The 20,582-nt window shown below is 73.3% G+C and carries 20 protein-coding genes; 8 read left to right on the plus strand and 12 right to left on the minus strand.

The genetic code is table 11. The annotated features are described in order from the left end of the window. Positions 1 to 3: 3 nt before the first annotated feature. The 3 genes from G011_RS0128310 to G011_RS0128320 are packed head-to-tail and all read right to left on the minus strand — an operon-like array spanning position 4 to position 2,899. A complete protein-coding gene (locus G011_RS0128310; protein WP_019611418.1) occupies positions 4 to 897 on the minus strand; it encodes a 3-hydroxyacyl-CoA dehydrogenase family protein in 894 nt (297 codons plus the stop codon). Continuing rightward, the gene (locus G011_RS0128315; protein WP_019611419.1) at positions 894 to 1,667 is read right to left on the minus strand and encodes an enoyl-CoA hydratase/isomerase family protein; all 774 of its coding nucleotides are present in this window, start codon (positions 1,665 to 1,667) and stop codon (positions 894 to 896) included. The genes G011_RS0128310 and G011_RS0128315 overlap by 4 nt, the downstream gene beginning before the upstream one ends. Continuing rightward, positions 1,664 to 2,899: a thiolase family protein gene (locus tag G011_RS0128320; RefSeq protein WP_019611420.1), complete on the minus strand. Its 1,236-nt coding sequence runs from the start codon at positions 2,897 to 2,899 to the stop codon at positions 1,664 to 1,666. Before G011_RS0128320 ends, G011_RS0128315 begins: the two co-directional genes overlap by 4 nt. Positions 2,900 to 3,143: 244 nt before the next feature. Between G011_RS0128320 and paaK the strand changes: the two genes are divergently transcribed. Next, the gene (gene paaK / locus G011_RS0128325; RefSeq protein ID WP_019611421.1) at positions 3,144 to 4,496 is read left to right on the plus strand and encodes a phenylacetate--CoA ligase PaaK; all 1,353 of its coding nucleotides are present in this window, start codon (positions 3,144 to 3,146) and stop codon (positions 4,494 to 4,496) included. Between the two features lie 446 nt (positions 4,497 to 4,942). Here paaK and G011_RS0128330 read toward each other — a convergent pair whose 3' ends face one another. From G011_RS0128330 to G011_RS0128340, 3 genes are read right to left on the minus strand one after another with little or no spacing between them, the layout of a single operon-like run. Further along, positions 4,943 to 5,314 carry a VOC family protein gene (locus G011_RS0128330; RefSeq protein WP_026338752.1) on the minus strand — a complete coding sequence of 124 codons (372 nt, stop codon included), beginning with the start codon at positions 5,312 to 5,314 and terminating at the stop codon, positions 4,943 to 4,945. 44 nt (positions 5,315 to 5,358) lie between these two features. Then, positions 5,359 to 6,039 carry a response regulator transcription factor gene (locus G011_RS0128335; protein ID WP_019611423.1) on the minus strand — a complete coding sequence of 227 codons (681 nt, stop codon included), beginning with the start codon at positions 6,037 to 6,039 and terminating at the stop codon, positions 5,359 to 5,361. Continuing rightward, the gene (locus G011_RS0128340; RefSeq protein WP_019611424.1) at positions 6,027 to 7,178 is read right to left on the minus strand and encodes a sensor histidine kinase; all 1,152 of its coding nucleotides are present in this window, start codon (positions 7,176 to 7,178) and stop codon (positions 6,027 to 6,029) included. Before G011_RS0128340 ends, G011_RS0128335 begins: the two co-directional genes overlap by 13 nt. 290 nt (positions 7,179 to 7,468) lie before the next feature. On the opposite strand from G011_RS0128340, the gene G011_RS0128345 reads away from it, so the two are divergent. Genes G011_RS0128345 through G011_RS0128355 form a run of 3 tightly spaced genes read left to right on the plus strand, consistent with a single transcriptional unit; the run spans position 7,469 to position 9,035 of the window. Continuing rightward, the gene (locus G011_RS0128345) at positions 7,469 to 7,639 is read left to right on the plus strand and encodes a hypothetical protein (RefSeq protein ID WP_019611425.1); all 171 of its coding nucleotides are present in this window, start codon (positions 7,469 to 7,471) and stop codon (positions 7,637 to 7,639) included. Next, positions 7,636 to 8,307: an ABC transporter ATP-binding protein gene (locus tag G011_RS0128350; protein WP_019611426.1), complete on the plus strand. Its 672-nt coding sequence runs from the start codon at positions 7,636 to 7,638 to the stop codon at positions 8,305 to 8,307. Before G011_RS0128345 ends, G011_RS0128350 begins: the two co-directional genes overlap by 4 nt. Further along, positions 8,304 to 9,035, plus strand: coding sequence for an ABC transporter permease (locus tag G011_RS0128355; RefSeq protein ID WP_019611427.1), 732 nt, complete (start codon positions 8,304 to 8,306; stop codon positions 9,033 to 9,035). Before G011_RS0128350 ends, G011_RS0128355 begins: the two co-directional genes overlap by 4 nt. A 67-nt stretch (positions 9,036 to 9,102) precedes the next feature. Here the strand turns inward: G011_RS0128355 and G011_RS0128360 are convergent, their stop codons facing one another. Continuing rightward, positions 9,103 to 9,642 (minus strand): class IV adenylate cyclase, encoded by a 540-nt coding sequence (locus G011_RS0128360; protein ID WP_019611428.1) that lies wholly within the window; start codon positions 9,640 to 9,642, stop codon positions 9,103 to 9,105. A 326-nt stretch (positions 9,643 to 9,968) separates the two neighbouring features. Here G011_RS0128360 and G011_RS0128365 point away from each other — a divergent pair, with 326 nt between their 5' ends. Next, the gene (locus G011_RS0128365; protein WP_019611429.1) at positions 9,969 to 10,466 is read left to right on the plus strand and encodes a hypothetical protein; all 498 of its coding nucleotides are present in this window, start codon (positions 9,969 to 9,971) and stop codon (positions 10,464 to 10,466) included. A gap of 109 nt (positions 10,467 to 10,575) precedes the next feature. On the opposite strand, the gene G011_RS0128370 is transcribed toward G011_RS0128365, so the two are convergent. The 5 genes from G011_RS0128370 to G011_RS0128390 form a co-directional block, all read right to left on the minus strand. Further along, positions 10,576 to 11,775: an L-talarate/galactarate dehydratase gene (locus G011_RS0128370; protein WP_019611430.1), complete on the minus strand. Its 1,200-nt coding sequence runs from the start codon at positions 11,773 to 11,775 to the stop codon at positions 10,576 to 10,578. 35 nt (positions 11,776 to 11,810) lie between these two features. Beyond that, positions 11,811 to 13,136: an enolase C-terminal domain-like protein gene (locus G011_RS0128375; protein WP_019611431.1), complete on the minus strand. Its 1,326-nt coding sequence runs from the start codon at positions 13,134 to 13,136 to the stop codon at positions 11,811 to 11,813. Next, the gene (locus tag G011_RS30410) at positions 13,133 to 14,776 is read right to left on the minus strand and encodes an aldehyde dehydrogenase (NADP(+)) (RefSeq protein ID WP_019611432.1); all 1,644 of its coding nucleotides are present in this window, start codon (positions 14,774 to 14,776) and stop codon (positions 13,133 to 13,135) included. The genes G011_RS0128375 and G011_RS30410 overlap by 4 nt, the downstream gene beginning before the upstream one ends. Continuing rightward, positions 14,777 to 15,682, minus strand: coding sequence for a 5-dehydro-4-deoxyglucarate dehydratase (gene kdgD, locus G011_RS0128385; protein ID WP_036553244.1), 906 nt, complete (start codon positions 15,680 to 15,682; stop codon positions 14,777 to 14,779). Between the two features lie 136 nt (positions 15,683 to 15,818). Further along, entirely contained in the window at positions 15,819 to 16,712 is an 894-nt protein-coding gene (locus tag G011_RS0128390; protein WP_019611434.1) for a LysR family transcriptional regulator, read from the minus strand. Positions 16,713 to 16,870: 158 nt separating this feature from the next. Between G011_RS0128390 and G011_RS0128395 the strand changes: the two genes are divergently transcribed. From G011_RS0128395 to G011_RS0128405, 3 genes are all read left to right on the plus strand, one after another. After that, on the plus strand, positions 16,871 to 17,878 hold the full coding sequence (locus G011_RS0128395) for a tripartite tricarboxylate transporter substrate binding protein (RefSeq protein WP_019611435.1): 1,008 nt from the start codon (positions 16,871 to 16,873) through the stop codon (positions 17,876 to 17,878). A gap of 191 nt (positions 17,879 to 18,069) precedes the next feature. Continuing rightward, positions 18,070 to 18,729, plus strand: coding sequence for a tripartite tricarboxylate transporter TctB family protein (locus G011_RS31520; RefSeq protein ID WP_231391620.1), 660 nt, complete (start codon positions 18,070 to 18,072; stop codon positions 18,727 to 18,729). Between the two features lie 9 nt (positions 18,730 to 18,738). Further along, positions 18,739 to 20,361: a tripartite tricarboxylate transporter permease gene (locus tag G011_RS0128405; protein ID WP_026338754.1), complete on the plus strand. Its 1,623-nt coding sequence runs from the start codon at positions 18,739 to 18,741 to the stop codon at positions 20,359 to 20,361. Positions 20,362 to 20,582 lie beyond the last annotated feature (221 nt).

Here is a 20,582-nt window from a genome sequence, read left to right on the forward strand (position 1 = left end):
GCTCTACTCTCCCTCGTCCCAGGTGTGGAAGCCCTGTCCGCTCTTGCGGCCCAGTCTTCCCTCGGCGACCATACGGCGCAGCAGCTCCGGAGGCGCGAACCGGTCCCCCAGTTCGGCGGCCAGGTACTCGGCGATGGCCAGGCGCACGTCCAGGCCCACCAGGTCGGTCAGGCGCAGCGGCCCCATGGGGTGGCGGTAGCCCAGCTCCATGGCGGTGTCGATGTCGGCGGGCGAGGCCACGCCCTCCTCGACCATGCGGATGGCCTCCAGCCCCAGCATGACGCCCAGGCGGCTGGTGGCGAACCCGGGCGCGTCGCGGACCACGACCTCGGTCTTGCCCAGGGCGGCGACCCAGGCGCGCGCCGAGGCCAGGACGGCCTCCTCGGTCTCGGGGGCCACGACCAGCTCCACGAGCTTGGAGGCGGGGACGGGGTTGAAGAAGTGGGTGCCCAGGAAGCGCGCGGGGCGCTTGAGGGCGGCGGCCAGCTCGGTGACCGACAGCGAACTGGTGTTGGAGGCCAGGACGGTGTCCTCGCCCACGGCGGCCTCGGCGGCGGTGAGCACGGCGATCTTCAGTTCGGGCCGCTCCGGCACGGCCTCCACGACCAGCCCGGCGTCGGCCGGGATGTCGGCGGGGGTGGTGACCGTGCGCAGCCGGGCCAGGTAGGCGGCCGGTTCGGCGTCGATCTTCCCGCGCTGACGGGCTCTGTCCAGCCCGGCCGCCACGCGGGCGCGACCGGCCTCGGCGGCCTCGGCGGTGGCCTCGACCAGCACCACGTCGGCGCCGCGGGTGAGGAACTGCTGGACGATCCCGGCGCCCATGGTGCCGCCGCCGACGACGGCGACGGTGGCGGGAACGCCCGGCGCGGCGCCGCCCCCCTGCTCAGTGGTGCTCAACGCTTCTTCCTCTCCAGGAAACGGGTCATGCGCTCGTGCTTGTCGGCGCTCTCGAACAGCACGGCCTGCGTCAGGTCGTCGGCGAGCGGGTGGGGGCCGTCGGCGTCCAGGACCATCTTGGTCATGCGCAGGGCCGGCGCGGAGGAGGCGGCCATGCGGTCGATCAGGGCGTGGGCGCGTTCGCGCAGCTCCTCGGAGGGCACGATCTCGGCGACCAGGCCGTGGCGCAGCGCGGCCTCGGCGTCCAGGCGGTAGCCGCCCAGCAGCACCTGCTTGGCCACCGAGGCGCCGACCAGTTCCCGCAGCCGCCAGCACGCGCCCGCCCCCGCGATGATGCCCAGACCCGGCTCGGGCTGGGCGAACACGGCGGTGGGGGTGGCGATGCGGATGTCGCAGGCGTAGGACAGTTCGGCGCCGCCGCCCAGGGCGTAGCCGTCCACGGCCGCCACGGTGGGCGCCTGGAGGCGGTGCAGGCGCTCGAACAGGCGGCTGTTGATCCCGGCCAGAGCCTCCTCTCGGCCGCGTTCGCGCAGTTCGGAGATGTCGGCGCCGCCCGCGAACACGGTGCCGTGCCCGGTCAGGAGCAGCGGCCTGGGCTCGGCCTCGATCCGCTCGCACACCCGGTGCAGTTCGGCGATCATCGTCGCGTTGATGGCGTTGCGGGCCTCGGGGCGGTGGAGCTGGACCACCACGCGGTCCTCGCGCCACTCCACGTCCAGGGTGGTGAAGTCCCCGTCGGCCCGGTGCGCGGTGCCGTCGCTCGCGCTCACGGGCGCTCCACCAGCAGTGCGACGCCCTGGCCCACGCCCACACACAGGGTGGCCAGGCCGCGGGCGGCATCCTCGCGCTCCATGCGGTTGAGCAGGGTGACCAGGATGCGGGCGCCGGAGCTGCCCAGCGGGTGGCCCAGAGCGATGGCGCCGCCGTCGGCGTTGACGCGCTCCTCCTCCAGCTTGAGCTGGCGCATCACGGCCAGGGACTGGGCGGCGAAGGCCTCGTTGAGCTCCACGGCGCCGACCCCGTCCAGGTCCCACCCGGCGCGGCCGAGCACCTTGCGGGTGGCCGGGACCGGACCCAGGCCCATGACCTGCGGTTCCACCCCGGCCGAGGCGGAGGCGACCACGCGGGCGCGGGGGGTCAGGCCGTAGCGGCGCACGGCCTCGGCGCCGGCCAGCACCAGCGCGGAGGCTCCGTCGGAGAGGGAGGAGGAGTTGCCCGCGGTGACGATGCCGCCCTCGCGGAAGACCGGGCGCAGCCCGGCCAGGCTCTCCATGCTGGAGCCGGGGCGCGGGCCCTCGTCGGCGGTGACCTCGCTGGTCTGGCCCTTGCGTCCGCGCACGGTGACGGGGACGGTCTCGGCGTCGAAGCGGCCCGCCTCGGCGGCGGCGACCGCGCGCTCGTGGCTGCGCAGCGCGAAGGCGTCGCACTCCTCGCGGGTGAGCCCCTCCAGGAGCGCGACCTCCTCGGCGGTCTCGCCCATGGACAGGGTGTAGCGCAGGTCGTCGGGGCCCGCGTCGGCGGGCGCCTCGGCGTCGGCCGCGGCGAAGCGCGGGTTGGTGAAACGCCAGCCCAGGGAGGTGTCGGCGACCTCGCCCGGCTTGGCCCAGGGGGTTCCGGGCTTGGCCATCACCCAGGGGGCGCGGGTCATGGACTCCACGCCGCCCGCGACCACCACGTCGGCCTCGCCCGCGCGGATGGCCTGCGCGGCGGAGGCGACGGCGGTCAGGCCGCTGGCGCACAGCCGGTTGACGGTGTAGCCGGGGACGCTCGGGTCGAGTCCGGCCAGCAGAGCCGCCATGCGCGCGACGTTGCGGTTGTCCTCGCCGGCCTGGTTGGCGGCGCCCAGGATGACCTCGTCCACGGCCTCGCCGGGCACGCCCGCGCGGCGGACCGCCTCGGCCACGGCCGTGGCGGCCAGGTCGTCGGGGCGCACCGCTGCCAGGGCGCCGCCGTAGCGGCCCTGCGGGGTTCGCACCCCGTCGACCAAGTAGACCTCGCTCACGTGCGGCCTCCCGTGCTAAAGACGGTGGTCGGGGCCACCGTCGCCTGTGAAATCATCGACATTTCTCCTTGACACCGCTGCCCGGAGACTGCGTTAATGCATTAGTAACCGAACGTTCGGTCAGTAAGCAAGTCGGTCCGATCCGCGACGGACCGCACCGCCACGAGACCAGCGCGCCCGCCCGCCCACCCCACCCAGGCGTCCACGTCCTGGCGGGTCCCGCGCACAGTACACGGAGAGGCCCATGGCAAGCCACGACACCACCACGCTGCCGGCCGGAGCCACCGCCCGCCTGGGACAGGCGCCCGCACCCGAGATCCTGGACCCGGCCGAGCGCATGAGTGTCGACGAGCTGCGCGCCCTGCAGCTCAAGCGCCTCCGGTGGACCCTGGAGCACGCCTACGCCAACGTGCCCCTGTACCGCCGCAAGTTCGACGAGGCCGGGGTGCGCCCCGAGGACCTGCGCGAACTGGCGGACCTGCGCCACTTCCCGCACACCACCAAGGCCGACCTGCGCGACAACTACCCCTTCGGGATGTTCGCCGTCCCCCAGGACAGGGTCAGCCGCATCCACGCCTCCAGCGGGACCACCGGCCGCCCCACCGTCGTGGGCTACACCCGCGAGGACATCGACACCTGGGCCGAGGTGGTGGCCCGCTCCATCCGCGCCGCGGGCGGACGCCCCGGGCACAAGGTGCACGTCTCCTACGGCTACGGGCTCTTCACCGGCGGGCTGGGCGCCCACTACGGCGCCGAGAGGCTCGGCTGCACGGTCATCCCCGCCTCGGGCGGGCAGACGGCCAAGCAGGTGCAGCTCATCCAGGACTTCCAGCCCGACATCATCATGGTCACCCCCAGCTACATGCTGACACTGATGGACGAGTTCGAGCATCAGGGAATCGACCCGCGTACGACCTCGCTCAAGGTCGGGATCTTCGGCGCCGAGCCCTGGACCGAGAAGATGCGCACCGAGATCGAGGAGCGCTTCGACATCCACGCCGTGGACATCTACGGCCTGTCCGAGGTGATGGGCCCGGGCGTGGCCAACGAGTGCGTGGAGACCAAGGACGGCCTGCACGTGTGGGAGGACCACTTCTACCCCGAGGTGCTCGACCCCGTCACCCAGGACGTGCTGCCCGACGGGTCCAACGGCGAACTGGTCTTCACCTCGCTGACCAAGCAGGCCATGCCGGTGATCCGCTACCGCACCCGCGACCTGACCGCGCTGCGCCCGGGCACGGCCCGGCCCATGCGGCGCATGGACAAGGTGACCGGCCGCAGCGACGACATGATCATCCTGCGCGGCGTGAACGTCTTCCCGACCCAGATCGAGGAGATCGTGCTGGGCCTGGACGGGCTGGCCCCGCACTTCCAGCTGGTGCTGACCAAGGAGGGGCGCCTGGACCGCATGGCGGTGCGCATCGAGGCGGCCCCGGACTGCACCGCCGAGCGGCGCGTGACCCTGAGCGAGCAGATCGTGGCGACGGTCAAGGACAGGGTCGGCGTGAGCGTGACCGTGGACGTGGTCGACCCCGAACAGATCGAGCGCTCGGTGGGCAAGTTCCGCCGCATCATCGACCAGCGTCCCAAGGGGTGACGGGACGCGAATGACGCACGGCCGCCGCGGGGCGGATGGGAGGACTCCGCGGCGGCCGTGTCGTGTGCGGGCCGGTCACACCGGACTGTTCAGCGGCCTGGGACCGAACTTGGTGGCCGGGTCGGGGTTTGCGTGGCCGGATCGCGCCAAGGCCGGTTCCGAGCAGAGCGTGCCGGGTCACCGTGGCACCGTCGTCCACCCCGTTCCCGAGGAGACGACCATGGGCAGGCACGGTAACCAGGACCAGGACGGACACCAGCCGGGGCGGCCGGTCCCGCCGCCCGCCCCCGACGGCAGCGGCGGAGGCCGCCACGAACGCGACGAGGACACGGCCCTCCTGCACCCCTATGAGCCGATCGCGGCCCCCGACGCCCGGTTCGCGATCGGCCTGGCCCTGCCGCCGGGGGCGAAGCCTGAGCTACGGGGCCGGGGCCGGGGGCGGCGCTTCAGGAGGCGTCGGCGCGTCCGTGCAGCAGGCAGAACTCGTTGCCCTCGGGGTCGGCCAGCACCGTCCACCGGGCGTCCTCGGGCTGCCCCACGTCCACCTTCACCGCGCCCAGCCCCAGCAACCTCTCCAGTTCCTGGGCCACCGTCAGTCCGCCGGTGACGCGCAGGTCCAGGTGCAGGCGGTTCTTGACGCTCTTGCGCTCGGGCACGGTGAACACGTCGACCCCCAGGTCCGCCCCCTCGTGCGGAGCGAGGCTGAACCCGTCCTCGGCCTCCTCCACGATCGGCCAGTCCAGCACACGGCTCCAGAACGCGGCCACGGTCTCGGCGTCGACCGCGTCGATGGCGATCACACAGATACGGCTTCCCATGCCCGCACCCTACGGGCGGCCACCGACAACCCGCCCGGACGCGGCTAACCCGTGCGGCCGTCCTCCAGGCGCGCGTCGCGCACCGCGTTGGCGACGAGCACCCGGTTCGGCGCGTCCAGCTTGGCCATCACCCGGCCGACGACCGCCTTGACGTTGCTGACGCTCATGAACAGGTCCTCGGCGATCTCGGTGTTGGACAGGCCCCGGCTCACGGCCAGGGCCACCTCGCGCTCACGGTCGGAGAGCCCGGCCACGCGTTCGCGGGCCCGGTCGCGCGCCTCGTCGTCCCCGCCGCCGACGGCCAGGCCGATGAGGCGGCGGGTGGCCGAGTCGGCCAGGTGCGGGCGTCGCCGGTGGACCGCGAGGACGCCCTCGACGAGTTCGTCCGGGGGCGCGTCCTTGAGCAGGAAGCCGCTCGCGCCCGCGCGCAGGGCGCGCACCAGCGCCCGGTCGGAGTCCAGCGTGGTGAGCACGAGCACGGGCGGCGCCCCGGGAGCGCCGCGGATGCGCTCGGTCGCGGCCACCCCGTCGGTCCCGGGCATGCGCAGGTCCATCAGGACCACGTCGGGGGCGTGCTCGGCGACGACCCGCACCGCCTCGTCGCCGTCACCGGCCTCCGCGACCACCTCGACCGCGCCGCCTCCCAGGAGCAGGCGCAGGCCGCGCCGGACCATCGGGTCGTCGTCGACGACCACCACTCGTACGGGTTCGCTCACGGCGACCATGGTAGGCGCACCCTCAGTTCGAAGTGGTCCCCCGTCCGCCCCCAGAGCAGGGAGCCGCCGCAGATGGCGGCGCGTTCGGCCAGTCCCACGAGTCCGACGCCGGCACCCGCGTCCGGACCACGCTCCCCGGGGTCGGCGGTGTCCGTGCGCCGGCGCACGGGGTTGCGGACCTCGATGAGGACCGCGTCGGTTCCGTCCGCGACGACGCGCACGCGCACCGGCCCGGGTGCGCCGTGTTTGCGGGCGTTGGTGAGGGCCTCCTGGACGATGCGGTAGGCGTGGCGGCCGGTGTTGGCGGGAGCCGGGAGGCGTCCGCTCACCTCGTCGTGCACCTCCAGCCGCATTCCGGCCCTGCGGTTCTCCTCCAGGAGCCGCCCGAGCCCGTCGAAGGTGGGCTGGGGTCGGTCGGCGTCCTCGTCCTGCCCCGAACGCAGGTCGGACAGGATGCCGCGAACCTCGGCGAGCGACTGGCGGGTGTTGGTGAGGATCTCCTCGGCCAGGGCGTCGCGGTCGGCGGCGGCCAGGTCGGGGCGGTGGGTGAGCGCGGAGGCGTTCAGCGAGATGAGCGTGAGCCGGTGCGCGAGGACGTCGTGCATCTCCCGGGCGATGCGGTCGCGCTCCTCCATCCTGGCGTTCTCCACCCGGAAGCGCTGCTCCCGCTCGGCGTCCAGCGCCCGCTCCCGCAGCACGCGGACCAGGTCGGCGCGGGCGCCCCGGTAGGCCGAGGCCGCGGCCAGGGCGGCGACGGCGGCGGCCACGAGCAGCAGTTCGACCCACAGGGGCCGGATCGGCTCCACCGGGGTCCAGGGGTTGTGCAGGCCCGCGGCCAGGGCGGCGGCCAGGACCCCGCACAGGGGCGCGGCCGTCCGCCACCCCCTGCCCGACGCCTCGCGGGCGGCCACGAGCGCGGCCAGACCGACGGAGGCGGTGGACACGGCCGGTGCCGCCGCGACCAGCCACCGGCCCCAGCCGCGAGCCGTCCACCAGCGGCTCGCCGTGACGAGCACCGCCCCCAGCACGGCGTCGGCCGCCAGCAGGGGCCAGGGGACGGTGATCATGTTGCCGAGGTAGGAGTCGACGGCCGCGAGGACGACGAACACCACGGTCGACCAGGGGAGGACGTTGCCGAGAATCCGCACGGCCCCACCGTATAACCGCTGTTCACCGGGGCCTCCCGGGACGGAGCCCCCACCGCGGAAGGGGTACCGGGGCCGGTCCGCGACGGTACCTCGGGCCACCCCGGCCAGACCTTCGGCCACCCCGCCGCGTCCCCGGGTCCACGCTCCCCCCGGTCCCCGGCCACCCCGCCCGGCCTTCGCGCCACCGGACCCGGCACCGGGGACACTGCCCCCGCCGCACGCCCCTGCCTAGCGTGGTCGGTGCTGCTCGGGAACACGTCCCGGGCACGTCCACGACGACAAGGAGTCGCATGTCAGCGGTGCTCTTGGTCGCGTCGATGATCGCGTTCGCGGGCGCGGTCACCATCGCGGCGGCCCGTTTCCTCTCACCCGGCGGGACGAAGAAGGGGGCGTACGTCCTCCCCGGCGTCCTCCTCCTCGTCTACGCCGTCCTCTTCGGCCTGTGGATCGTGGTCCCGTGAGCCTGATCGACATCCGCGACGTCTCCATGGCCCACGGCCGCCACCGCGTCCTGCACGGGATCGACCTGCGGGTCGAACCCGGGCGGGTCTACGGGCTGCTCGGCCCCAACGGCTCGGGCAAGACCACCCTGCTCAAGTCGGTGCTGGGCGCCAACGACCACACCGGCGCCATCGAGCGCGCGCCGGGCCTGCGCGTGGGCCGCCTGATCGAGTACCCCGCGTTCTACGGCGGCCTGACCCTGCGGGAGAACCTGGAACTGCACGCCCGCTACCTGCGCGCCCCCCTGGACGAGGTCCCCGGCCTGCTGGCGGAGGTCGGCCTCGGCGAGCGGGCGGACCTGCGCTTCTCGCGCACCTCCCTGGGCATGAGGCAGCGGCTCGGCATCGCCCGGGCGCTCCTGGGCGAACCCGGGCTGGTGCTGCTGGACGAGCCCACCAACGGCCTCGACCCCATCGGCATCCGCGACATCAGGGAACTGGTCCGGGCCGTCCAGCGCGAACGGGGCACGAGCATGATCGTCTCCAGCCACAACCTGACCGAGATCGCCTCCCTGGCCGACCACCTGCTGTTCATGAGAGCGGGCCGGATCGTGCGGCGCATGGACGCCGACGAGGTCGAGGGCGACCTGGAGGACCTGTACGCGAGGGTCCTGGGGGAGGACGCATGAGGACGCTGCTGGCCAACGAACTCCGCAAGATCCGCCGGGAGCGCTTCGTCTGGGCCGTCCTCGTGCTCAACGTCGTCCCGCTGGCGATGGTGGTCGTCGACTACGCCGTGAACGGCGGGGAGCCCACCCTGGAGCGGTTCTACTTCACCTTCCACAACCAGTACACGATGGTCCTGCCCCTGGTGGTGTGCGCGACCGTCGCGGCCTGCTTCCACACCGAGTTCCGCAACGGCACCTACTTCGAGTGGCTCACCTGCGGCCGCTCCAAGCCCGCGCTGTGGGCCGCGAAACTGGCCGTCGCGTGCGCGCTGGTGGCGGTGATGGCGGCGGTGAACCACGTGGGACTGGTGGTGTTCCTGCTGCTGGAGAACCCCGGCGCCGGGATCGGGCGGATGAGCGCCGCCTACTGGCTGCTGGTCGGCGTGTGCGTCGCCTCGGTGGCGCTGCTGTGCGCCCTGCTGACGCTGGTGACCCGCAACGTCGTCATCGTGAACGTGTTCGGGATCGGCCTGACCGTGGCCACGCTGGTGTTCATGGCCGCCGACTTCTCGTACGTGATCCCGACCTGCTTCGCCTACCGGCTCAGCGTGGGCGTGGTCGTGCCCGACGCGGCCTACCCCGACCCCGGGCAGGCGCTCGCGGTCGGCTGGACGGTGACGGCGCTGTCCCTGCTGCTGCCGCTGGCGGCCAACCTGCTGGTCATCACCCGCCGCCGCTACCTGCACTGACCCGCCCCTCCCCCGACGGCTGTGGCGGCTCCCGGCCGGGCGCGGGCGCCCGGCCGGGACCCCGCGGTCAGCTCGCCGCGGCGGCCCGTACGAGGACGTCGTAGCCGTCGGTGGTGCGCTCCAGGTCAGCGCCGAGCGAGCGCACCCACGCGTCGAGCCGGGCCTGGACCGCGGGGCCGTCGCGGTCGTCGTCCACGGTCAGCTCGACCTCCAGGAACACGCCCACACCGCGCAACTCGTCCACGCACACGGTGATCGGGCCCGCCCGGCCGACCCGGCGGGTCTTGACGATGCGCAGGGCCGGGACGTAGCCGAACTGGAGGAGGACCCGGTGCATCTGCTCCCGGTCGGCGACGGCGGTCTCGTGCTCCACGTACTCCAGGGGGTTGGCGGTGGGGGTCTTGGCGGTGAGGACGTGCTCGCCGCCCTGGGTGCGCAGCCGGGCGAAGGCGCGTCCCGCCTTGGGCATGCCGAACTCCCACCCGGGCGGAGCGTAGGCCTGGTCGTCCTGCTCGGCGGGCGCGGAGAGGGCTACCCCGGCGGAGTCGAGGGCGGCCAGGAGCGCGGCGGGGTCGGCGACGCGGTACTTGGCCTCGATCTCACGCATGCGTGTGCTCCTGGGCAGAGTGGTACGGGAGTCGCCCAGGAGCTTACCGAGGGTGAGGACCGCCCCGCGCGACCGCTGCCCGATTCCCCCCTCCGCGACGGACCGGGAGGACAGGGGCCGCCGTGAAGGCCCAGGTCGCCGGGGTGCGCGAAATCCCCGGTCGCGTCCGGCATGCGCGACCCCCTACCGGGCAGAGGGTAAAGACAGTCCCCCTGAACGGTGTGCTCCACCCCATGTACGGGCCGGTGACGCCGTCCACGGACCGGGGGGAGCACGCCGTGTGGCGCGCGGTGCGGCGCGCCACGCCCCCTGAAGGAGTACACCGGGTGGACGAGACAGTCGGCAGGGCGGGCTCGGGAGGACGGGTCGAGGACTACCTGGCCCTGCGCCGCCGCAGGTGGTGGCAGCGCGAGGCGCGAAGGCCCCAGGACGCCGTGATGGGCCGGGAGTGGACGATCGCTCCGGCGGACGAGGAGACCGAGGTCCCCGTGTCGTCGCTGGTGGTGGAGATGTCCGACCAGGAGGCGTGGTACTGGGGGTTTCGCGCTCCGGACAGCCTGCCCACGGACATGCGCTGGAGGGTGACCGTGCCCTACTCCCTGCCCGAGGGGCACAGGGGGCGGACCGCCGTGCAGGTACTGCTCACCATGGGCAACAGGGCCGAACTGGTGACACCGCTGCACCCGGCGACCGCGCCGCTGGACGTTCCGGTGGAGCGGATCGTGACGGACACCGACGTGCCCGCCGAGGAGCTGCCGGGGATGTGGCTGAGCGTGGCGCTGCTGGGCGGAGCGGACGCACAGGGGTTCCGCGCGCTCTCCTGACCGCCGCGTGCGCTCCCGGCCCCCGCGCGCCCTCCCCGCCCCGGTTCGGCCGCACGCGCGGGCCCGCCGCCTCGCGCCGCCGGGTCACCGGACCCGGCGGCGCGACCGGTCATCCCTTCAGGTCCGTGTGGCCGTCGGCGTCCACCCGGGTCCTCTGGGCGGTCCAGGCGCGGGCCTGCTCGCTGATCGTGCAGCCCAGCCCCGGCCGGTCCGGAACGAGCATGCGCCCGCCCGCGGTCTCCAGCCGCTCCTCGAACAGGGGCTGGAGCCAGTCGAAGTGCTCCACCCAGGGGTCGAGTTCGTAGGCGGCGGCCAGGTGCAGGTGGATCTCCATGGCGAAGTGCGGCGCCATCCGCACCCCGGCCCTGCGCCCCTGGGCCATGACGTCCAGGAACGGGGTGATGCCCCCGACCCGCGGCGCGTCCGGCTGCATGAAGCCCACGGCCCCGGCCTGGATCAGCGCCTCGTGCTCGGCGGGGCTGGTGAGCATCTCACCGGTGGCGATGGGCGTGGCCAGCTCGCGCGCCAGGTCCGCGTGCCCCCGGACGTCGTAGGCGTCCAGCGGCTCCTCGATCCAGACCAGGTCGAACCGGTCCAGGAGGCGCCCCATGCGCGCGGCCGAGCCCCGGTTCCACTGCTGGTTGGCGTCGACCATGAGCGGGAAGTCGCCCAGTTCCTCGCGCACGGCCTCCACGCGGGCCAGGTCCACCCGGTGGTCGGGGTGGCCGACCTTGATCTTGATGCCGCCGATGCCCGCGGCGCGGGCGGCCCGGGTGTTGTCCAGCACCTCCTCCAGCGGCGCGGACAGGAACCCGCCGGAGGTGTTGTAGCAGTCGACCGCGTCGCGGTGCGCGCCCAGGAGCTTGGCCAGCGGCAGTCCGGCCCGCTTGGCCTTGAGGTCCCACAGGGCGATGTCCATCGCGGCGATGGCCTGGGTGGCCAGTCCGCTGCGCCCCACCGAGGCCCCGGCCCACACCAGGCGGGTCCACAGGCGCTGGATGTCGCTGGGGTCCTCGCCGATCAGCTCGGGGGCCACCTCGCGGGCGTGGGCGTACTGGCCCGGGCCTCCGGCGCGCTTGGAGTAGGTGAAGCCGACGCCTTCGAGCCCCTGCTCGGTGGTGATCTCGGCGAAGAGCATCGACACCGAGGTGAGCGGCTTCTGGCGGCCGGTGAGCACCTTGGCGTCACTGATGGGGGTGGACAGGGGCAGGTCGACGCGGGACAGCGTCACCGAGGCGATGGCGTCGGTGGCGGTACCCCCCGCGGTGCCGGTGCGGGTGCCGCCCCGCGGCTCGGCGGGTGTGTTCATGGGGTCTCCGGAAGTGGGAGGGACGGGGGGAGGGTTCAGCGCACCATCGCGGGGCGTTTGGGGTCGAAGGTCCAGTCGGGGATGAGGTGTCGCATGGCCGCGGCGTCGTCGCGCGCGCCCAGGCCGTGCTCCAGGTACAGCTCGTGCGCGGCGGCCAGGGCGTCGCGGTCCAGCTCCACGCCCAGGCCGGGGGCGGTGGGCACGGTGACGGCGCCGTCCTCGATCCGCAGGGGCCTGCGGGTCAGGGCCTGCCCGTCCTGCCAGATCCAGTGGGTGTCCAGGGCGGTGATGTCGCCGGGAGCGGCGGCTCCCACGTGGGTGAACATCGCCAGGGAGATGTCGAAGTGGTTGTTGGAGTGCGAGCCCCAGGTCAGACCGAAGTCCTCGCACAGCTGGGCCACGCGCACCGAGCCGCGCATGGTCCAAAAGTGCGGGTCGGCCAGCGGGATGTCCACCGCGTTGACGCGCACGCTGTGCGCCATCTGGCGCCAGTCGGTGGCGATCATGTTGGTGGCGGTGCGCAGGCCGGTGGCCCGCCGGAACTCCGCCATGACCTCGCGCGCGGAGTAGCCGCCCTCGGCGCCGCAGGGGTCCTCGGCGTAGGCCAGGACGCCGTGCAGGTCGGAGCAGAGCGCGGTCGCCTCGGCCAGCGACCAGGCGCCGTTGGGGTCGATGGTGACGCGGGCGTCGGGGAAGCGCGCGGCCAGGGCTCGGACCGCCGCGGCCTCCTCCTCGCCCGCCAGCACCCCGCCCTTGAGCTTGAAGTCGCGGAAGCCGTAGCGGCTCCGGGCCGCCTCGGCCAGGGCGACGACGGCCTCGGGGGTGAGCGCGGGCTCGGTGCGCAGGTGCTCCCAGTCGTCGGCGGGGTCCTTGGCCTCGGGGTAGGGCAGCGGCGTGCGGTCGCGGTCGCCGACGTAGAACAGGTAGCCCAGCATGGGCACCCGCTCGCGTCGGCGGCCCTCTCCGAGCAGGTCGCAGACGGGCACGCCCAGGTGCTGGCCCAGCAGGTCGAGCAGGGCCGACTCCAGGGCGGTGACCGCGTGCACGGTGGTGCGCAGGTCGAAGGTCTGCTCGCCCCGCCCGCCCCGGTCACGGTCGGCGAAGGCGTCCTGGACGCGGCGCAGGAGGGGGTTGAGCTCGGCGACGGGGCGTCCGACGAGCAGTTCGGCGGCGTCGGCGATGGTGGCGCGGATGGGCTCGCCGCCGGGGACCTCGCCCAGGCCGGTGCGCCCCTCGCTGTCGGTGAGGATGGCGATGTTGCGGGTGAAGAAGGGGCCGTGGGCGCCGCTGAGGTTGAGCAGCATGCTGTCGCGTCCGGCCACCGGCACCACGTCGACGGAGGCGATGGTGGGCGTGCTCATGCGGGGTCTCCTCCGGGCACGACGGTGCCCTCGACTCGTCGGTTCAGCCGCCAGGGGTTGTCCTGGCGCAGTGCGGGCGGCAGCAGGGCGTCGGGCATGTCCTGGTAGCTGACCGGCCGCAGGAACCGGTGCAGGGCCAGGCTGCCCACCGAGGTGCCCCGGCCGTCGGAGGTGGCGGGGAAGGGGCCGCCGTGGACCATCGCGTGGGTCACCTCCACCCCCGTGGGCCAGCCCCCGAACAGGACGCGGCCCGCGCGGCGCTCCAGCACCGGCAGCAGGGCGCGCGCCGCCGCCAGGTCGTCGGCGTCGCCGGTGTCGGCGTGCAGGGTGGCGGTGAGCTGGCCCTCCAGCCCCTCCAGCGCGGCGGGCAGCGCGGCGGCGTCGGGGTAGCGCACCACCGTGCCCGCGGCGCCGAAGACCTCCTCGCTCAGGCGCGGGTCGGCCATGAGGTCGGCCAGGGACACCTCGGCCAGGGCCGGGGCCGGCGCGTTGGGGCCCTCCCCCTCGCCGCCCCTGGCCCGCAGCACGACCTCCGAACGCCCCTCCAGCGCCTCCACCCCGTCGCGGAAGGCCGCGGCGATGGGCGCGGTGAGCATCGTCTGGCCGGTGGCGTCGGCCACCAGGCGCGCGGCGGCTTCCACGAACCGGTCCCCGTCCGGGGTGGAGGGGACGAACACCAGCCCGGGGTTGGTGCAGAACTGCCCCGATCCCAGGGTGAGCGAGGCGACGTAGGCCCCGGCCAGGTCCTGGGCGCCCTGCCCGGCGAGCGCGCCGGGCAGCACGAACACGGGGTTGACCGAGGACATCTCGGCGAAGACCGGGATCGGCTCGGGGCGCTCGGCCGCCACCCGCATCAGGGCCAGCCCGCCGCCCCGCGACCCGGTGAAGGCCACGGCCTTCACGCGCGGGTCGGCGACCAGCTCCTGTCCGATGCCGTTGCCCTCCCCGAACAGCAGGGAGAACACGCCGCCGGGCAGGCCGCTCTCGCGCACCGCGTCGGCCACGGCACGCCCGACCAGCGCGGCGGTGCCGGGGTGGGCGTTGTGGCCCTTGACGATCACCGGGCACCCGGCGGCCAGGGCCGCCGCCGTGTCGCCCCCGGCGGTGGAGAAGGCCAGGGGGAAGTTGCTCGCGCCGAAGACCACCACGGGGCCGACGGGGATGTGCGTCAGGCGCAGGTCGGGGCGGGGCTGGGGGGCGCGGTCGGGCAGCGCCGGGTCGATGCGGGCGCCCAGGGCGTCGCCCTGGGCCACGACGTCGGCGAACATGCGCAGCTGGCCGGTGGTGCGGGCCCGCTCCCCCGTCAGGCGCTGGCGCGGCAGGCCGCTCTCGCGCACCGCCCGGTCCACGAGCGCGTCGCCCAGGGCGTCGATGTTGTCGGCGACGCGGCGCAGGAAGGCGGCGCGCTCGGCGGGCGACTGGGCGCGGAAGGCGTCCAGGGCCTGCTCGGCGGAGCGGGTGGCCTCCTGGATCTGGCCGGAGTCCACCAGGCCCACGGGCTCGCCGAACTCCTCCCCCGTGGCGGGGTCGGTCGCGCGCAGGGTCCCGGCCCCGCCCTCGACGGGAGCGCAGGCCACCAGCGGTCCGAGGACGTCCGTGTTCGTTCCCGTGCCCTTCGGGTCCGGAGTGTGCTCGGCCATTCAGGCAACCTTTCCGACCAGCGCGGACAACTCGTCGCGCTCGGCCTGGGTGAGTGCGGTCAGGGGCGGCCGGACGGGTCCGCCGTGGCGCCCCACGGCGTCGAGCCCGGCCTTGACGATGGAGACCGCGTAGCCGCGCATTCGGTCGCGGATGTCCAGGTAGGGGATGACGAAGTCGTTGAGCTTGCGGTACACCGACTCCCTGTCGCGGGCCTGCACGTCGGCGTAGAAGCCCAGGGCGAACTCGGGCGCGAAGTTGTACATCGCCGAGGAGTAGGTGCTCACCCCCAGCTCCAGCAGCGGCAGCGCGAAGGTCTCCGCGGTGGGCAGGCCGCCGATGTAGACCAGCCGGTCGCCGACCCGGGCGTAGATGCGGGTCATCGCCTCGATGTCGCCGACGCCGTCCTTGAAGCCGATGAGGTTGGGGTTGCGCTCGGCCAGCTCGGCCACGGAGCGGTCGTCGAGCACGGCGTTGGCCCGGCTGTAGACGACCACTCCCAGGTCGGTGGCCCGGCAGACCGCGCTGACGTGCTCGACCAGGCCGGGCTGCCCGGCCTCGGTGAGGTAGGGCGGCATGAGCAGGATGCCGTCCGCGCCCGCCTCCTGGGCGGCGCGGGCCTGCAGGGCGGCCGACGCGGTGCCGCCGGTGGCCGGGGCGAGCACCGGGACCCGGCCCCCGACCTCGTCGACCGCCGTGCGCACCACGCGGTCGATCTCGGCCGGGGTGAGGGAGAAGCCCTCACCGGTGCCCCCGGCGGCGAACAGCCCGGCCACGTCGTGGCCGGCCTGCCAGGCCAGGTGCTCCCGGTAGCGCCCCTCGTCGAAGGCCAGGTCGCCGTCGAAGTGGGTCACGGGGAAGGACAGGAGCCCGGACCTGAGCCGTCCGGCCAGGTCGTCTGGGTGCATCGCGTTCACGTGTCGTCCTCGGTTCTGCGGCTCGGGCCCCGGGGGTGGCGGGCCCGCACGGTGTTGCCGCTACCGTACGGAGCGTCGTTCGATGCTGTCCAAGATTCGTTGGGCATCAACTGATACCCACCGGGTATCAGGAGCCTCCTCCGTCGGCGGCGGGCCACGCCTGGAGCACCCTCGGCACGACGGGGTTGGGCGAGTCATGGGTCCAGATGAGGTGGAGTTCGACGGGGTTCTCGGGCAGCCCCTCCAGCTCGCGGTAGGCCACCCCCGCCACGCCCAGACCGGTCGCCGAGGCGGGCACGAAGGCGACCCCGCGCCCGGCGGCGACGAGCCAGACCATCGTCATGACCTGGCTGACCGTGTGCACCACGTTCTGGTGGGCGATGGGCAGCAGGCCGACCACGAGGTCGTAGAAGTAGCGGGCCTTGATCGGCGAGTGCATGATCAGCGGCACGTCCACCAGGTCCTCGGCGGACAGCGGACCCGTGCGGCGCGCCAGCGGGTGGGCCTCGGGCACCGCGACCAGCAACCGCTCGCGGAGCTGGACCCGCGACCCGAACAGGTCGGTGTCCAGGGGCGGCCGGGCCAGGCCCATGTCGATCTCACCCGAGAGCAGGGCCGCGGCCTGTTCCTTGGTGACCATCTCGAACAGCTCGACGGTGATCTCCGGCAGCTGCCTCTCCACGGAGTTGATCATGTCCCCGAGCAGGCCGTAGGAGGAGGCCGCGGTGAAGCCGATCCGCAGCGTGCCCCGCGACCCCTGGGAGATGCGCCGCGCCAGGTCCGGCGCGCTCTCGGCCAGGGACAGCAGGCGCCGGGCCTCGATCAGGAAGGCCTCCCCCGCCGCGGTCAGGACCACGTGGCGCCGGTCGCGCTCCAGCAGGCGCACGCCCACGACGCGTTCGAGCTTCTGGATCTGGCGGCTGAGCGGGGGCTGGGTCATGGACAGCCGCTCCGCGGCCCGCCCGAAGTGGAGTTCCTCGGCGACGGCGACGAAACCGCGCAACTGGTCGAAAGAGAACATGATGCACGGAAGGTATCAGCTTATGCCGTATTCGACTTGGACATGCATGATCGCATGTTCCTATGCTGCCACTCACCGAAGTACGTGACCGCGTTCACACAGGACCCTCCGACGTGTGCGGACGGCGGCCACAAGAAAGGCGAGGAACCATGACCCATATGCCGCACAGGAGCCGCGCCCGCCGGGGCGCGGCCTCGGTCCTCGCAGCGGGGCTCACCGTGTCGCTGGCGGCCTGCGGCGGGAACCTGTCCGGCGGGGGCTCCGCCGAGGGCGAGTTCCCCCGGGGGCCGATCACCGTGATGGTCGGACAGGACCCGGGCGGCAGCACCGACCTCATCGCCCGCGCGCTGGCCGACGGCGCGCAGGAGGGGCTCGGCGTCGCGCTCCCCGTGGTCAACACCCCCGGCGCCAACGGCGCCCTGGCCGCCAACGAACTCGCCTCCCAGGAGCCCGACGGCCAGAACCTGCTCGTCATCAACGCCTCCCTCACCGCGATCACCCCCCTGGCGGTCTCGGAGGAGGAGGCGGTCGACATCGCCGACTACGAGGTCGTCACCGGCGTCTCACGCGACGACTACGTGCTCGTCACCGCGGCCTCCTCCGACTACGACACCCTCCAGGACCTCGTCGACTCCGGCGACGAGGTCGACTACGGCACCACCGGGGTGGGCACCGGCAGCCAGCTGTCCCAGGCGCTGCTGTTCGAGCAGGCCGGGATCACGGGCACCCCCGTCCCCTTCGACGGCGGCTCCCCCACCCTGACCGCCGTCCTGGGCGAGCAGGTGGACGTGGCCTCGGTCCAGCTCGGCGAGGCGATCGCCCAGATCGAGGCCGGTGAGATCACCCCCCTGGCCACCTTCGCCGAGGAGCGCAACCAGTACCTGCCCGACGTCCCCAGCGCGGTCGAGGCCGGGTACGACGTGCGGGTCTCGCAGTACCGGGCCGTGGTCGCCCCCCAGGGCACGCCCGAGGAGGTCGTGGAGAGGCTGCGCACGGCGTTCACCGAGGTCTTCGCCAGCGACGCCTACCAGGAGTTCAACGAGAACAACCTGCTCACCCCGCACGAGCTGGAGCCCGCCGAGCTGACCGAGGAGTGGTCCTCCTTCGCGCAGGAGTACGCCTCCATGGTGGAGGAGTACGGCATCGACATGGGCGAGGGCCGGTGAGCGCGCCCCGCACCCGGCGCGCGCAGGGATCCGCGTCCGCCGCAGGGGAGCCCGCCGCGAGGGAACCCACCACGCTGGGGGCCGCTGGGCGGGAGAGCGCCCGGCAGGAGAGCGCTGCGCGGGAAGGCGGCACGCGGGAGAGCGCGGCGCAGCGGGCCGCCGCGGAGCAGGCCGATCCGGAGCGGGAGGCCGTGGCACGGGACGCCGCGCCCGCGGGCCCGGAACCCGGCGCGCAGCAGGCCGATCCGCAGCGTGTCGGGCCGGAGGGGGCCGACCGGGAGCGGGTCGTTCCGGAGGAAGCCGCTCCGGAGGGGGCCGGGTCGCGGGAGGCCGGGTCGCAGGAAATCGGGTCGCGGGAGGCCCAGTCGCAGGAGACCGCACCCGACCCGGAGGAGGACGAGGAACCGCCGAAGCCCCTGGGCCCCTGGGCCAACGCAGCGGTGGCCCTGACCGTCATCGCCCTGGGCGCGGCCGGGATCGCCGGGTCCTGGTCGCTCGGCCCGGGCACCCCCGCCGACCCGGGCTCGGGCACCTGGCCCCTGCTCGTCAGCGTGGCGATCGCCGCGCTGGGCGTGGCCCTGCTGGGACTGGCCCGCCGCACCGCCGACACCGAGGTCTTCTCCGCCTCCTCCTGGAAGGTCCTGGCCGGGGTCGCCACCATGGTCGGCTTCGTCGCCGTGGTCGGCGTGATCGGCTTCGAGATCCCCTCGGCGCTCCTGGCCTTCGTGTGGCTGCGCTTCCTCGGGGGCGAGTCGTGGCGCCTGTCCGCCATCGCCTCGGTCCTGATCGTGGTCGCCTTCTACGTCGTCTTCGTCGGTCTGCTGGCCGTGCCGATCCCCCACCTCTTCTAGGACACAACGATGGATTCCCTGACACCCATGATCAACGGGTTCGGCGTCGTCCTCGAACCGGTCAACCTGCTCTACTGCCTGATCGGCGTCGTGGTCGGCATGCTGGTCGGGGTCCTGCCCGGGCTCGGACCCGCGGCCACGATCGCGATCCTGCTCCCCCTGACCTTCGGCCTCGAACCGGTGACCGCGATCATCATGCTCGCGGGCATCTTCTACGGCGCCCAGTACGGGGGGACGATCACCTCGGTCCTGCTGCGCCTGCCCGGCGAGGCGTCCTCGGTGGTGACAGTCTTCGACGGCCACATGCTGGCGCGCCAGGGCCGGGCCGGGACGGCGCTGGGCATCGCGGCCGTGGGGTCGTTCGTGGGCGGGACCGTGTCGATCGTGGCCCTGTCCCTGGTCGCGCCCCTGGTGGCGAGCTTCGCCCTGGACTTCGGCCCTCCCGAGTACACCGCACTGGCGCTGCTGGGCATCCTGCTGGTGTCCACCGTCGGCAACGGCAGCCGGATCAAGGCGATCATCGCCGCCTGCGTGGGCCTGCTGCTGGCCACGGTCGGGCTGGACACCTTCACCGGCGCCGAACGCTTCACCTTCGACTCCATGGCGCTGTCCGACGGGATCGACTTCGTGCCGATCGCGATGGGCCTGTTCGGCATCGGGGAGATCCTGCACAGCCTGGAGGAACGCCACCGGGCGCCGAAGAAGCCCCTCAAGGTCACCAACACCTGGCCCTCGCGCAAGGACCTGCGCCAGTCGTCGGGCGCGATCGGGCGGGGTTCGATCATCGGCTTCGCGCTGGGCATCCTGCCCGGCGGAGGCGCCACCCTGTCCTCCCTGGCGGCCTACGCGATGGAGAAGCGGCGCTCGCGCAACCCCGAGCGCTTCGGCAGGGGCGCGGTGGAGGGCGTGGCCGCTCCCGAGACGGCCAACAACGCCGCCGCCACCTCCTCGTTCATCCCGCTGCTGACCCTGGGCATCCCGGCGAACGCGACGATGGCGATCATCTTCGGCGCGCTGCTCATCCAAGGTGTGCCGCCGGGACCGGAGCTGGTGACCCAGGAGCCGGAGCTGTTCTGGGGCGTCATCAACTCGATGTACATCGGCAACATCCTGCTGCTGATCATGAGCATTCCGCTGGTGGGGCTGTTCGTACGGATCCTGCGGGTGCGCCCGACGATCCTGGCGCCCATCACGGTGCTGATCACGCTGGTGGGCGTGTACACGGTGCGCAACAACGTGTTCGACATCGTGCTGGTGGTGGTCTTCGGACTGTTGGGCTACCTGATGAAGAAGTTCGGCTTCGACCCGGGGCCGCTGGTGCTGGCCTTCGTCCTGGGTTCGCTGCTGGAGAGCTCGCTGCGCCGGTCGCTGCTGCTCTTCGACGGGGACCCCACGGGGTTCCTGACCCGGCCGATCTCGGGAACGCTGTTGCTGCTGTTGGCTGTGGTGATCGTGTTGCCGCTGGCACGTGCTCTGTGGCGGTGGTACCGGGGCCGGGTCGGTGGCAGTGCCGGTAGCAGTGGCAGTGATGGTGCCAGTGGCAGTGGTGACGGCGGCGGTAGTGGCGCTGGTGGCAGTAGTGGCGCTGGTGAGGGCAGGAGCGAGGAACCCGCAGGGAGGACGGACGCCTGACCGGTTTCCGTTTCCTCCAGACAGTGTTCCGGCCCCGGGCGATCGCCCGGGGCCGTTCCCGTGTTTTCCACAGGCGGGAGTCGGGGGTGTTCCGGGGTGGGGGCGGAGTGGTTTCCTGGAAATAGGGGGGATCCCACCCAGCAGGCGTTTTGGCATGCCCTGAAACGCTCGGCACCCAATAAGGGTAATGGATTGAGGGGTAGGGAGGGGCCGTCTTCAGG

This window comes from Nocardiopsis sp. CNS-639, from assembly GCF_000381685.1.
Taxonomy (GTDB): domain Bacteria; phylum Actinomycetota; class Actinomycetes; order Streptosporangiales; family Streptosporangiaceae; genus Nocardiopsis; species Nocardiopsis dassonvillei.

Coding starts and splice junctions, on each gene's coding strand:
- G011_RS0128375 (WP_019611431.1), bottom strand. CDS start 13,136: ATGAGCACGCCCACCATCGCCTCCGTCGACGTGGTGCCGGTGGCCGGA.
- kdgD (WP_036553244.1), bottom strand. CDS start 15,682: ATGCACCCAGACGACCTGGCCGGACGGCTCAGGTCCGGGCTCCTGTCC.
- G011_RS0128360 (WP_019611428.1), bottom strand. CDS start 9,642: ATGCGTGAGATCGAGGCCAAGTACCGCGTCGCCGACCCCGCCGCGCTC.
- G011_RS0128345 (WP_019611425.1), top strand. CDS start 7,469: ATGTCAGCGGTGCTCTTGGTCGCGTCGATGATCGCGTTCGCGGGCGCG.
- G011_RS0128355 (WP_019611427.1), top strand. CDS start 8,304: ATGAGGACGCTGCTGGCCAACGAACTCCGCAAGATCCGCCGGGAGCGC.
- G011_RS0128330 (WP_026338752.1), bottom strand. CDS start 5,314: ATGGGAAGCCGTATCTGTGTGATCGCCATCGACGCGGTCGACGCCGAG.
- G011_RS0128370 (WP_019611430.1), bottom strand. CDS start 11,775: ATGAACACACCCGCCGAGCCGCGGGGCGGCACCCGCACCGGCACCGCG.
- paaK (WP_019611421.1), top strand. CDS start 3,144: ATGGCAAGCCACGACACCACCACGCTGCCGGCCGGAGCCACCGCCCGC.
- G011_RS0128395 (WP_019611435.1), top strand. CDS start 16,871: ATGCCGCACAGGAGCCGCGCCCGCCGGGGCGCGGCCTCGGTCCTCGCA.
- G011_RS0128390 (WP_019611434.1), bottom strand. CDS start 16,712: ATGTTCTCTTTCGACCAGTTGCGCGGTTTCGTCGCCGTCGCCGAGGAA.
- G011_RS0128335 (WP_019611423.1), bottom strand. CDS start 6,039: ATGGTCGCCGTGAGCGAACCCGTACGAGTGGTGGTCGTCGACGACGAC.
- G011_RS0128405 (WP_026338754.1), top strand. CDS start 18,739: ATGGATTCCCTGACACCCATGATCAACGGGTTCGGCGTCGTCCTCGAA.
- G011_RS30410 (WP_019611432.1), bottom strand. CDS start 14,776: ATGGCCGAGCACACTCCGGACCCGAAGGGCACGGGAACGAACACGGAC.